This is a genomic window from Agrobacterium sp. fls2-241-TYG-188a (genome assembly GCF_030209845.1).
Window position 1 is genome coordinate 768,524 of sequence record NZ_JARVRD010000003.1, and the last position, 13,239, is coordinate 781,762.

Sequence of the window (13,239 nt, forward strand, 5' to 3'; positions counted from 1 at the left end):
CCCAGCCGGTGAAACGACATCAGGCCACAAAGGTTCCTGAAAAAATCATGGTTTCGCCACTTTTTGGAAATCGTTGAACGCAGCCACCATTTCGTCCCGGCTTTTCGAAGACGCGATCATTGCGGCAAGAAGGATTCTGGCCTGCCCTGCCCGCAGGGTGCGACAGTGGATGGCGCCCGCCTCTCCCAGATCGTGACCGCCGCCGCCGCCGCCATAACCGGCCACCAGCCCGCCAACCGGGACCCGGCTGGAAACGACGACCGGAACCCCTTGGCTGGCGCAGCGACTGACCGCATCCACCACCAGTGCGTTGGCATTGCCGGAACCCAGAGCCGAAAGGACGATGCCTTTGGCGCCCGCAGCCAGGCTCGCATCGATATGGATCGCATCGCAGCCGGGATAGATGGCAACGATATCGACCCTGTTATGACTGACGCTGGCCGAAAAGCCGGGGCTTTTCAGGCAGCCGGGTTGCCCGGAAAGATCGAAGGCATCCCGCTCGTCGGCAGAACGTTTGTAAAGCCCCCATACGGGCAGCAGCCTGCCTCCAAAACACAGAAGGACACCCTTTTGCGTATTGGATGGATCAACCGCCGCTGCGATGGCCGCCGACAGATTGCCGGGTCCATCGGCCTGAGGATGATCGGCGGTAAATTGCGCGCCGGTAAAAATGACCGGCTTGCTCAGGCCGTGCTGCAGATGCACGAGCAGAGCGCTCTCTTCCATTGCATCGGTACCATGGAGAATGACGACGCCTGATACTGCCGGGTCGGCAAGTTCCCGCCCCACGGCATCGCTGATGTCCTGCATGTCCTTGATGGTCAGGCTGGACGAATCCTTCGCCATCAGCTCGACCGGCTTGACCGCAACATCGGCATCGGAAAGGCCGGAAATAAGATTTTCGCCTGAAAGACTAGGCTTTGCGGCACCGCTCTCATCGCGTTTGCTGGCAATGGTGCCGCCGGTGGCTATGACAGCCACCAGCAATTTCGATTCAACAATGCTCACTTCTGTCCCCGCGCGGCTGCGCTTCCTAACGTGTCTGCCTTCGCCAGCTCATGTATGCGATTGCGCAACAGATACCACCCTGCAACAAGAGCGGGCACGATGACGATGAGCGAACCCACGGTCCATGTGCCTGCCGGATAATCAAGCGCCATCAGTACCAACACAGCGAAGAGAAAGACAAGCGTAAGAAGCCCGGTATAGGGCGCGCCAATCATTCTGAAATCCGGACGTTTCATTTCCCCCCGCCGGGCCAGGTGCCACAGCTTGAGTTGGCATAACACGATGGCACCCCACGCGCAAATGATGCCGAGCGCGGCCACATTGAGGGCAATTTCGAAGGCGGCGGAAGGCACGATGGCGTTGAGAATGACGCCGATGACGGTCACGACAGCCGTCACCGCAATGCCGCCATAGGGCACGCCCGCCTTGTTCATCTTGGCGAGAGCCGCAGGCGCCGAGCCGGAAACCGCCATCGAATGCAGGATGCGTCCGGTGGAATAAAGCCCGGCATTGAGCGAAGACAAAACGGCGGTCAGAACGACCAGATTCATGATGATATCTGCGCCTTCGATGCCGATAGAGCCGAAGAAGGTGACGAAGGGGCTCTCGCCAGCCTTATATGCCGTGTAGGGCAGGAGAAGGGTCAAAAGCAGGACGGAGCCGACATAAAAGACCAGCAGGCGGAAAACCACGGTGCGGATTGCGCCGGGAATGACCTTGCGCGGATCTTCGGTTTCACCCGCCGTCGTGCCGATCAGCTCGATGGAGGCATAGGCAAACAGGACGCCCTGCACGATGATGAAAGCGGGAAGTATGCCATTGGGGAAGAACCCGCCATTATCAGTAATAAGGCTGAAACCGGTGACATGGCCTTCGATGGGCGTGCCGAAGATGACGAAATAAACGCCAACGACCAGAAATATCGCAAGCGCCACCACCTTGATCAGGCTGAACCAGAATTCCAGCTCGCCGAATACTTTGACCGACAGCATGTTCATGCCCAGCACGATGATCAGCGCGCCAAGGGCAAAGACCCACTGGTCGATTCCCTGCATCCACGGCACATATTGCTTGAAGAAATTCATGTAGATGGCGACCGCCGTCACATCGGCAACCGATGTCATGGCCCAGTTCAGCCAGTACATCCAGCCGACAGCAAAGGCCATTTTCTCGCCGTAGAATTCACGGGCGTAGGAAACGAAGGAGCCCGAGGTCGGGCGGTGCATGATCAATTCGCCAAGCGCGCGCAGAACGAGAAACGCAAACAATCCGCACAGGGCATAAACGAAAATGAGCGAAGGGCCTGCGACGGCAAGACGACCGCCCGCCCCCAGAAACAGACCCGTCCCAATTGCCCCGCCAATGGCGATCATCTGGATCTGACGCGGCTTCAGTGCCTTGTGGTATCCTTGATCTTCCTGGATTTCCACGTCACGTTCGTGGCTGGCCTTGTCCAACTTGTTCACTGACATCGCCCCTCCCTCAGAGCTTTTGTCATCGACGGGTGCCGTTTGTCTCGGACAGCTGTTCCGATCCGACCAACCCGACGATCATCGGTTTCAAATTTAAATATCAGACGTCGCTGCAATAAGCTTTTCTGTAATGCTGTAAGACAGCTGATGTCCAGATACTGACGTCGTCATCTTCGGTCAACACTTAGCTCCCACCCGTTGACGACCTGTGATAGTAGGCGTACAAAATCAAAATCTGTCAAGCAGCTTTACAGATTTATATATTTGTCGTTGAGGAGGACACAGTGGTCACGACGCGCAGGGAATACGATCTTCTGGGGGAAAAAGAGATACCGGCCGATGCCTATTGGGGTGTCCACACGGCACGCGCCGCCGAGAATTTTCAGATAACCGGCATTCCCATCGGCCATTATGGCTACCTCATTCGTGGGCTGGCCTATGTGAAGGAAGCCGCTGCGAGGGCAAACAACGAACTGGGGCTGCTGGACAGCGAAAAGCTGGGTGCGATAGCCCAGGCCTGCCGCGAAATTCGCGAGGGCGCTCTGCACGACCAGTTCATCATCGACGTCATTCAGGGCGGTGCCGGCACCTCGACGAACATGAACGCCAATGAGGTCATTGCCAACAGGGCGCTGGAAATCCTCGGCCACGACAAGGGCGAGTACGTGCATCTGCACCCGAATGATCACGTCAATCTCAGCCAGTCCACCAATGATGCCTATCCAACGGCGATCAATGTCGCGATGATCGAGGCGATCGACGGGCTGGCGGCCTCCATGCTGATCCTGCAGGAAGCCTTCGAGCGCAAGGCGCGCCAGTTCGACGGCATTCTAAAGGTTGGCCGTACCCAGTTGCAGGACGCAGTGCCAATGACCCTTGGCCAGGAATTCCGCACCTTTGCCGTGATGCTGGGAGAGGATCGCCTGCGCCTGATCGAGTCCGCCGCCTTGCTGCATGAGATCAACCTCGGCGCAACCGCCATCGGCACCCGGCTGAATGCACCGGCAGGCTATGCGGAGGTTGCGTGCAAACATCTCGTCGCATTGACCGGTCGCCCGCTTGTCACCGCAGCAGACCTCATCGAAGCCACGCAGGACCCCGGCGCGTTCGTACATCTCTCCGGCGTGTTGAAGCGTGTGGCGGTCAAATTGTCGAAGACCTGCAACGATCTGAGGCTGCTGTCTTCAGGACCGCGCGCAGGCATTGGCGAAATCAACCTTCCGCCCGTTCAGGCCGGTTCCAGCATCATGCCGGGCAAGGTCAACCCGGTCATTCCAGAGGTGGTCAACCAGGTCGCGTTTTCTGTCATCGGCAATGACATCACGATTACCATGGCGGCTGAGGGCGGACAGCTTCAGCTCAACGCCTTCGAACCGGTCATTGTGCGCTCGCTCTGCGACAGCATTGCGCAGCTGAGCGCAGCCTGCGTGACGCTGGCAGAACGTTGCGTGGACGGCATTACGGCAAATGTCGAGATCATGGCGCGCAGGCTTGACGAATCCCTGGGTCTGGCAACCGCACTCAACCCCTTGATCGGCTATTACGCGGCAACGGAAGTGGCGAGGGAAGCCCTCCTGTCCGGTCGCACTGTCGCGCAGGTGGTTCTGGAAAAGGGTTACTTGAGCGCCGAGCAGTTGAGCGCGGCACTAAAGCCAGAACTGCTGGCGAATGCCCCGGCGCTGCAACGCCTCGCTGAAGCGGAAGGCACCCATTAGCCGAGCTCTGTTTCCTCACCGATGATGGCGGTGACGACCTGCTTGACCTGCCCCAGATGCGCCTCCATGGCGCTTCTGGCGGTCTCGCTCGACCCTGCGGCAATCGCCTCGGCAATGAGGCGATGCTCGACATTCGAGGCGATACGGCGATGGGCCATGATATTCAGCAATTCGGATTGCTGGCTGAGCGAACCGCGTGCGTCGAGGACAACCTTGGCAAAGAGCGCATTTCCGGATGCTTCGGCGATGGTGCTGTGAAACTCCGAGTCGAGCTTGACCCATTTATGGGGGTCTTCCTGCTCGTCCATGGCATCGCAGAGACCAAGTATCTTTTCGAGCTGATCGCTCGATCGTCTTACCGCCGCCCATCCGGCTGCGGGCACTTCAATGAAGGGACGCGCCTCGATCAGATCGCGGGCGGAATATCCGCCATAGCTCAATTCCCGGCTTGGCCTGTCGGTCAGCACGAACGTGCCACTGCCCGTGCGCGTCTGCGTCATGCCCAGCGTCTGCAAAGACCGCAAGGCTTCCCGCACGATGGGCCTGCTGACGCCGTAGCGTCCAGCCAGATCCGTTTCTGCAGGCAGGCGTGTACCCACGGCCAACCGTCCAGAGACGATTGCCGACCGCAAATCTTCAAACACCGATTCAGCAGCACTTTTGCGGCTTATCGGGTTTGGCTCAGATAACCATTCCGCCCCTGCACTCATACGGTCAACATTTTCTAAACATGGTTGCTTGTCAAGCCGCGCTCAGGTGCCAGAAATGTATTGGTACAAAAGATTTTAGCGCTGATGCCCGATTTTTGTGCAAGATTAAAAAGATTGCAAAAATGCAAGGGTTACGGCATCTATGCAGCCATGACGCTCCGCGACCTGACAATTCTGGTAATTGATGAAAACGCCATCCGCGCCTCGATTATCGAGGAAGGATTGCGCGAGGCGGGGCATGACCGGGTTACGGTTATTCACGAGGTTCATGGCGTTGCGAGAATCATAGACACGCTCTGTCCTGATGTGATCGTGATTGACATAGAAAATCCAAATCGGGACATGATGGAACATTTATTCCAATTGACCCGCACCGTCGGCAGACCCATCGCCATGTTCGTTGACCGCTCCGATACCGCCTCCATCGAAGCGGCAGTGGAGGCAGGAGTTTCCGCCTATATCGTTGACGGCCTGAAGAAAGAGCGCGTCAAACCCATTCTCGACATGGCGGTCAGCCGCTTCAACGCCTTCAGCCGCCTGCAGCGGGAGCTTGCCGAAGCCAGATCGGCGCTTGAAGAACGCAAGGTCGTCGAGCGGGCCAAAGGCATTCTGATGAAAATGCGTGGCCTTTCGGAGGAGGAGGCTTTTGCCCTGATGCGCCAGACGGCCATGAACGAGAAGAAGAAGCTTTCCGACATCGCGCAAAGTGTCGTGACGGCCGCCAGCTTGCTGATGTGAGCGCGAAGATCCAATGGAGCATGTGAGATGACGATCACGGCCAGCGAGACAACGAAAAGCGGCAAGGGCGAGACCGGGCCTGCCTTGATCGGCAACGACCGCCAGCGCACCCTGCGGGCGGGTTTCATTCCGCTGGTCGATGCTTCAGTGCTGATTGCGGCCGCCGAATTCGGCTTTGCTGCCCGCGAAGGCCTGCATCTTGATCTGGTCAAGGATGTTTCATGGGCCAATGTGCGTGACCGACTGGCATTCCGCCAGTTCGATATCGCCCACATGCTCTCTCCCATGCCCGTGGCCTCCATGCTGGACCTCGGCTCCAACCCGTCACCCACCATCACGCCCTTTTCGCTGGGTCGCGGCGGCAATGCCATTACCCTTTCCACCCGACTTTTCGCACGTATGCGCGACATTGCTGGCATTTCCGAAACGGCAAGCGCCCTCGACAATGCCAAGGCACTGAAAACTCTGCTCGATGACATGCGTGCGCGTGGAGAGCCAGCGCCGACCTTCGGCGTGACCTATCCCTTCTCGTCGCACAATTACGAATTCCGTTACTGGCTGGCAGCGGGTGGCATTCACCCCGACCGGGACGTCAAACTCGTCGTTGTGCCACCGCCCCTGACCTCGGATGCGCTGGCGGCTGGCGCCATCGATGGTTTTTGCGTCGGCGCACCGTGGAACATGATGGCGAGCGAGCGCGGGATTGGCCGGATTGTCGCCGCCAAGCAGGACATATGGCCATCTGCGCCTGAAAAGGTCATTGGCATGAGGCCGGACTGGGCAAGCTCCCAGCCCGAGGCCGTTTCACGCCTGCTGGTGGCGCTCGATGCGGCAGCCCGGTGGTGCGACCGCGCCGACAATCACGCTGCTCTGGCCGAAACATTGGCGGATGCGAAATATATCGCGGCCCCGGTCGATATCATAAGGCAGGTCCTTGCCGGTCGCTTCAATGTCGACGCGCAGGGCAACCAGCGCGTGATTGAGCGATATTTTACCTTCCACGACAATTTCGCCAATTTCCCGCGCAAAAGCCAGGCGCTGTGGATTTACAGCCAGATGATCCGCTGGGGCCAGGCACGCTTTTCCCGAGAGGGCGCGCAGGCTGCCGCATCGGCCTATCAGTGCGACATTTACCGAAACGCACTGGGGGCCGACAGCGTCCCGCCGCAAACGGAAGGGCGCATCGAAGGCGCAAGCGAAGGCGACCGCTTCATGGATGGCCACACCTTCGATCCCGCCGCAATCGAGGCCTATGTCAAGGCATTCGCTGTCGGTGCGGACAGTGCGCAACCCTTCACATCCGAAGAAAACTGACAGTGACGCGCTGCACAAATGCTGCGCATCATAGGGGCGCAGCCGCCGAAACTGCGCAAAATATAAGCCGGACCATATCAGGCATCGAGCGACCGTAGTGGGTGCTCTTCAACAATCGCATTAGATCCATCAACGACTTATCCGAATATTTCAAAACTGGCATGGCGATTGCTTATTAGTCTTCATCCGGTCAACGGCGATCGGACTAAAAGCGCGTAACCGCTGCTTACCAACGACACAGACGTCGCAAGGTTTTTGCTGCCCGGAGGCTAACCCTCCAGGCAAATGCAATCTCCGAGCGGCGTTTTTTTATTTCTGACTTTGCCAACGCACGCCGGAACGGCGGCCAAAATGGGGAACATGCGAATGAAACCGACATTCACAGGCAATATAAGCCGCCGCGGCATATTGAAGACGACAGCAACTGCTGCCCTGATCACCGCCATCCGCTCGGCCTTCCCATCCGGCGCATTCGCCGCAGCGGCAGCGCCTGAAGTGACCGGCGCAAAACTCGGCTATATCGCCCTGACCGATGCCGCCCCTCTCGTCGTTGCCGCCGAAAAAGGCCTCTTCGCCAAATATGGAATGCCCGATGTCGAAGTGGCCAAGCAGGCGTCCTGGGGTGCCACTCGCGACAACCTCGTTCTCGGTGGCGCATCAAACGGCATTGATGGCGCGCATATTCTCACCCCCATGCCCTACCTCATGCACACCGGCAAGGTGACGCAGAACAATGTGCCCGTGCCGATGGCCATTCTCGCCCGCCTCAATCTCGACAGCCAGGGCATCTCGGTTGCCAAGGACTATGCCGATACGGGCGTAGAGCTGGATTCATCCAAATTGAAGGCCGCCTTTGAGAAGAAGAAGGCCGAGGGCAAGGAAATCAAGGCGGCCATGACGTTCCCGGGTGGCACGCATGATCTGTGGATACGCTACTGGCTGGCCGCAGGCGGCATCGACCCCGACAAGGACGTCTCCACCATCGTCGTTCCGCCACCGCAGATGGTTGCCAATATGAAGGTTGGCAACATGGATGTGTTCTGTGTGGGCGAACCCTGGAACGAGCAGCTGGTCAATCAGGGCATCGGCTTTACCGCTTGCACCACGGGCGAACTCTGGAAGGGCCATCCTGAAAAGGCGCTGGGTATGCGCGCTGACTGGGTGGAGAAGAACCCGAACGCCGCAAAGGCTATCCTCATGGCCGTGATGGAAGCCCAGCAATGGTGCGACAGCATGGACAACAAGCAAGAGATGTCGGCCATTCTGGGCAAGCGCCAATGGTTCAACGTTCCGCCAAAGGATGTGCTGGGCCGCCTGAAGGGCGATATCAATTACGGCAACGGCCGCGTCGCGCAAGGCACCGATCTGCAGATGAAGTTCTGGAAGGACGGCGCGTCCTACCCGTTCCAGAGCCATGACAGCTGGTTCCTGGCCGAGAATATCCGCTGGGGCAAATTCGCACCCGATACGGACATCAAGGCGCTGGTATCGCAGGTCAATCGCGAAGACCTGTGGCGCGAGGCTGCAAAAGAGCTGGGCGTTGCCGCAGCCGACATTCCGGCATCCAAGTCGCGCGGCAGGGAGACCTTCTTCGACGGCAAAGTCTTCGATCCGGAAAACCCATCCGCCTATCTCGACAGCCTTTCGATCAAGGCCGCCTCGTAATCACGACAGGATAGAACCATGACCGCAACTGCCCGCAAGACAGACAGCATGGCAACGGCCACCCCGATCCCGAAAGGCGGCACCGTGATTGCGATTGCCCGCCGCCCCGGGAGGGGTTTCAACCCTCGAAAGATTGCCGGGGCCATTGCCCGCAACGTACTTCCTCCGCTCGTCGTGCTGGTGCTGCTGCTCGGCATCTGGCAGGCGCTGTGTTCCGCCCCTGGCGCAACCCTGCCGCCGCCAAGCCAGGTGTTTCAGGAAAGCTATGACCTGATCGTCTACCCCTTCTTCGTCTATGGCTCGCAGGATATCGGCCTTGGCTGGCGGGTTCTGATTTCGCTGGAACGCGTCGCCTATGGTTTCGGCCTTGCCGCCATTGCCGGTGTTATATTGGGTGCTGTCGTCGGCCAGTCCATCTGGGCCATGCGCGGGCTCGACCCCATCTTTCAGGTGCTGCGCACCGTTCCGCCGCTGGCCTGGCTGCCGCTGTCTCTGGCTGCGTTTCAGGACAGCAATCCATCCGCCATCTTCGTCATCTTCATCACCTCCATCTGGCCCGTCATCATCAACACCGCCGTTGGCGTACGCAACATTCCGCAGGATTATCGCAACGTGGCGCAGGTGCTGCGGCTGAACCAGCTGGAATTCTTTTACAAGATCATGCTGCCATCCGCCGCTCCCTACATCTTCACCGGCCTTCGCATCGGTGTCGGCCTGTCGTGGCTCGCCATCGTTGCCGCTGAAATGCTGACCGGCGGCGTCGGCATCGGCTTCTTCATCTGGGACGCCTGGAACTCCTCGCGCCTGCCCGACATCATCGTCGCACTCGCTTACATCGGCGTCGTCGGCTTTGTCCTCGATAAGCTCGTCGCTGCCCTCGGCAATGTCGTCACCCGCGGCGCTGCGGCCAACTGAGGAGGAGAACAACATGAACGCCTATCTCAAGCTTGATCACATCGACAAACATTTCGACAAGGGTGGTGTCCGCGCCGAGGTGTTGAAGGGCATCAACCTGACCATCGACAAGGGTGAATTCGTCTCCGTCATCGGTCACTCCGGCTGTGGCAAGTCCACCATGCTGAACCTGATTGCCGGTCTGACGAAAGTATCCTCCGGCGTCGTGCTTCTGGAAAACCGCGAGGTGAACGAACCCGGCCCGGAACGCGCCGTGGTGTTTCAGAACCACAGCCTGCTGCCGTGGCTGAGCGTTTACGAGAACGTCAATCTCGGCGTCGAGAAGGTCTTTCGCTACAGCAAGACCAAGGCGGAGCGCCATGACTGGGTGATGCGCAATCTCGATCTCGTGCAGATGGCCCATGCCAAGGACAAGAAGCCGTCTGAAATCTCCGGCGGCATGAAGCAGCGCGTCGGCATTGCCCGGGCGCTGGCCATGGAGCCGAAAATTCTGCTGCTGGATGAGCCTTTCGGCGCTCTAGATGCGCTGACCCGCGCCCATTTGCAGGATGCCGTCATGGAAATCCATGCCCGTCTTGGCAACACCATGGTCATGATTACCCATGATGTCGATGAGGCCGTGCTGCTGTCGGACCGCATCGTGATGATGACCAACGGGCCTGCCGCCCATATCGGCGAAATCCTCGATGTGCCGCTGCCAAGGCCGCGCCACCGCATCGAGCTTGCATCCGACCGTACCTACCTCAAATGCCGCGAGGCCGTGCTGAAGTTCCTCTACGAACGTCACCGCTTCGTCGAAGCTGCGGAGTAAACACAATGGCAGAAAAACTTGTCATCATCGGAAACGGCATGGCTCCCGGGCGCATGTTGGAAGAACTCTTCGAGAAAGCACCTGGCCGTTTTCAGGTCACGATTTTCAATGCCGAGCCACGCGTCAATTACGACCGCATCATGCTGTCGCCGGTGCTTTCGGGCGAGAAGACCTATGAGGATATCATCATCCACGGCGACGGCTGGTACATCCAGCACGGCATTACGCTCTACAAAGGCCACCGCATCGTCAATATCGACCGTGCCGCCAAGACCGTGACCTCGGATCAGGGCGTGACCGAAAGCTACGACAAGCTGGTGATCGCCACTGGCTCCGTTCCCTTCATCATTCCCGTGCCCGGCACGGATCTGCCCGGCGTCATTACCTATCGCGATCTCGATGATGTCGACGCCATGCTGCTGGCCGCCCAATCCCGCGCCAAGGCCGTCGTCATCGGTGGCGGCCTGCTTGGACTGGAAGCCGCCGCCGGTCTTGCCATGCGCGGCATGGACGTGACCGTGCTGCATGTGATGCCGACGCTGATGGAGCGCCAGCTCGACCCGGCAGCGGGCTATCTCTTGCAGAAGGCGATGGAAGATCGTGGTATCAAGGTCATCACCAAGGCCAATACCAAGCAGATCGTCGGGACCGACAAGGTCGAGGGCATCGAGCTCGACAACGGCACCATCATTCCGGCAACGCTGGTGGTGATGGCGGTTGGCATCAGGCCCAATGCCGGTCTGGCTAAAGAAGCCGGTCTGGCGGTCAATCGCGGCATTGTCGTGGATGCGGGTATGCAGACATCTGATGGAGATATTCTCTCCGTTGGTGAATGCGCCGAAGTCGACGGCATGGTCTATGGCCTTGTCGCCCCGCTCTATGAGATGGCGCGGGTGGCAGCCGCTCATCTGGCAGGCGATACCACACCCGCCTTCGTCCATGCGGACACCCCGACCAAACTTAAAGTCACCGGCATCAACCTCTTCTCCATTGGCGATTTCGCAGATGGCGACGACCGTGAGGAGATCGTGCTGCGTGATGCCACCGCAGGCATCTACAAGCGCGTCATCCTCAAGGACAACCGCATTATCGGTACCGTGCTTTACGGCGAAACATCGGATGGCGCCTGGTTCAACGACCTGAAGAAAAAGGGCGTCGATATCTCGGCCATGCGCGATACTCTTATTTTCGGCCAGTCCTATCAGGGAGGGTCCCCACTGGACCCTATGGCGGCCGTTGCAGCCTTGCCGGATGATGCGGAAATCTGTGGCTGTAACGGCGTTTGCAAGGGCAAGATCACCTCGACCATCACGGGCAAGGGCCTGACATCGCTGGATGACGTGCGCGCTCACACCAAGGCGTCCGCGTCCTGCGGCTCCTGCACCGGCCTTGTCGAGCAATTGATGACGCTGACACTGGGCGACAGCTACAATCCCGCCGACGTTCAGCCCATGTGCAACTGCACCGATCTCGGCCATGACGATGTGCGTCGTCTGATCAAGGCCAAGGGGCTGAAGACCATTCCGGCCGTGATGCAGGAACTGGAGTGGAAGACCTCCTGCGGCTGCGCCAAATGCCGCCCGGCGCTCAACTATTACCTCGTCTGCGACTGGCCGGATGAATATGCCGATGATTACCAGTCGCGCTATATTAACGAGCGTGTGCACGCCAATATCCAGAAAGACGGCACCTATTCCGTCGTGCCGCGCATGTGGGGCGGCGTGACCAATGCCAATGAGCTTCGCGCCATTGCCGATGTGGTCGACAAGTTCGAGATACCTATGGTCAAGATGACCGGCGGCCAGCGTATCGACCTTCTCGGCATCGAAAAGGAAGACCTGCCGGCCGTCTGGGCCGATCTCGGCAAGGCCGGCTTCATCTCCGGTCAGGCCTATGCCAAGGGCCTGCGCACCGTCAAAACCTGCGTGGGCTCCGACTGGTGCCGCTTCGGCACGCAGGACTCGACCGGCTTCGGCGTTCGCCTTGAGAAATTCATGTGGGGTTCCTGGACACCGGCCAAGCTGAAGCTTGCCGTCTCCGGCTGTCCGCGAAACTGCGCGGAAGCCACCTGCAAGGATATCGGCGTCATCTGCGTCGATAGTGGTTACGAAATCCACTTTGCCGGTGCCGCCGGTCTCGACATCAAGGGCACCGAGGTTCTGGGCCTCGTCAAAACCGAGGATGAGGCGCTCGAACATATCGTGGCGCTGACGCAGATGTACCGCGAACAGGCGCGCTATCTGGAACGCATCTACAAATGGGCCAAGCGCATCGGTTACGACGAGGTTCGCCGCCAGATCATTGATGATGCCGACAAGCGCAGGGCCTATTTCGAGCGTTTCGTTTTCAGCCAGAAATTCGCGCAGGTCGATCCCTGGTCGGAGCGGGTGTCGGGCGAGCACAAGCACGAGTTCAAACCGATGGCGACCATCGGCTTCAATCAAGCTGCGGAGTGACCGACCACCGCGAGGCAGGACGGCCATTTGGGCAGTCGGTGGGGCGAAAGGAGGAGTTTCGCCCCACCTCCAAGATTTCATCGACAAGAGCAGGATGGAAAGCACATGAACTGGGTCGATATTGGCGACATCTCCGACATTCCCCTGCGCGGCGCACGCTGCGTGAAGACGCCCTCCGGCAAGATCGCTGTGTTCCGTACGGCGGAAAACGACGTCTATGCCATTGAAGATCACTGCCCGCACAAGGGCGGCCCTTTGAGCCAGGGCATTGTCCATGGCACTTCCGTCACGTGCCCCCTGCACAATTGGGTCATTTCGCTGGAAACCGGCAAGGCGCTGGGTGCCGATGAAGGCGCGGTGCGCACCATTCCCGTTCGCAATGTGGACGGCAAGCTGTCGATTGCTATCGAAAGCCTGATGATCGCGGCGGAGTGA

The 13,239-nt window shown here is 59.1% G+C and carries 11 protein-coding genes; 8 read left to right on the top strand and 3 right to left on the bottom strand.

The genetic code is table 11. The features are described from left to right. Positions 1-45: 45 nt before the first annotated feature. Complete coding sequence (locus QRN85_RS17575; protein ID WP_112962943.1) at positions 46-1,008, bottom strand: asparaginase; 963 nt, start codon at positions 1,006-1,008, stop codon at positions 46-48. Next, on the bottom strand, positions 1,005-2,480 hold the full coding sequence (locus tag QRN85_RS17580; protein ID WP_062585507.1) for an amino acid permease: 1,476 nt from the start codon (positions 2,478-2,480) through the stop codon (positions 1,005-1,007). Before QRN85_RS17580 ends, QRN85_RS17575 begins: the two co-directional genes overlap by 4 nt. A 284-nt stretch (positions 2,481-2,764) precedes the next feature. Between QRN85_RS17580 and QRN85_RS17585 the strand changes: the two genes are divergently transcribed. Further along, the gene (locus QRN85_RS17585) at positions 2,765-4,195 is read left to right on the top strand and encodes an aspartate ammonia-lyase (protein ID WP_284759566.1); all 1,431 of its coding nucleotides are present in this window, start codon (positions 2,765-2,767) and stop codon (positions 4,193-4,195) included. Here QRN85_RS17585 and QRN85_RS17590 read toward each other — a convergent pair. Further along, complete coding sequence (locus QRN85_RS17590) at positions 4,192-4,905, bottom strand: FadR/GntR family transcriptional regulator (RefSeq protein WP_062584180.1); 714 nt, start codon at positions 4,903-4,905, stop codon at positions 4,192-4,194. The two genes, QRN85_RS17585 and QRN85_RS17590, sit on opposite strands and share 4 nt — an antisense overlap. 150 nt (positions 4,906-5,055) lie before the next feature. Between QRN85_RS17590 and QRN85_RS17595 the strand changes: the two genes are divergently transcribed. The 7 genes from QRN85_RS17595 to nirD all read left to right on the top strand — a co-directional run bounded on the left by QRN85_RS17595 (position 5,056) and on the right by nirD (position 13,239). Beyond that, entirely contained in the window at positions 5,056-5,643 is a 588-nt protein-coding gene (locus QRN85_RS17595) for an ANTAR domain-containing response regulator (RefSeq protein WP_062585506.1), read from the top strand. Between the two features lie 33 nt (positions 5,644-5,676). Continuing rightward, entirely contained in the window at positions 5,677-6,957 is a 1,281-nt protein-coding gene (locus tag QRN85_RS17600; protein WP_502870797.1) for a CmpA/NrtA family ABC transporter substrate-binding protein, read from the top strand. A 366-nt stretch (positions 6,958-7,323) separates the two neighbouring features. Then, positions 7,324-8,622 carry a CmpA/NrtA family ABC transporter substrate-binding protein gene (locus QRN85_RS17605; protein ID WP_284759570.1) on the top strand — a complete coding sequence of 433 codons (1,299 nt, stop codon included), beginning with the start codon at positions 7,324-7,326 and terminating at the stop codon, positions 8,620-8,622. Positions 8,623-8,670: 48 nt separating this feature from the next. Further along, entirely contained in the window at positions 8,671-9,537 is an 867-nt protein-coding gene (ntrB, locus tag QRN85_RS17610; RefSeq protein WP_502870798.1) for a nitrate ABC transporter permease, read from the top strand. Positions 9,538-9,550: 13 nt separating this feature from the next. Next, the gene (locus QRN85_RS17615; RefSeq protein WP_284759572.1) at positions 9,551-10,348 is read left to right on the top strand and encodes an ABC transporter ATP-binding protein; all 798 of its coding nucleotides are present in this window, start codon (positions 9,551-9,553) and stop codon (positions 10,346-10,348) included. Positions 10,349-10,353: 5 nt separating this feature from the next. Beyond that, positions 10,354-12,804 (top strand): nitrite reductase large subunit NirB, encoded by a 2,451-nt coding sequence (nirB, locus tag QRN85_RS17620; RefSeq protein ID WP_284759573.1) that lies wholly within the window; start codon positions 10,354-10,356, stop codon positions 12,802-12,804. A 105-nt stretch (positions 12,805-12,909) separates the two neighbouring features. Beyond that, entirely contained in the window at positions 12,910-13,239 is a 330-nt protein-coding gene (nirD, locus tag QRN85_RS17625) for a nitrite reductase small subunit NirD (RefSeq protein WP_062584170.1), read from the top strand.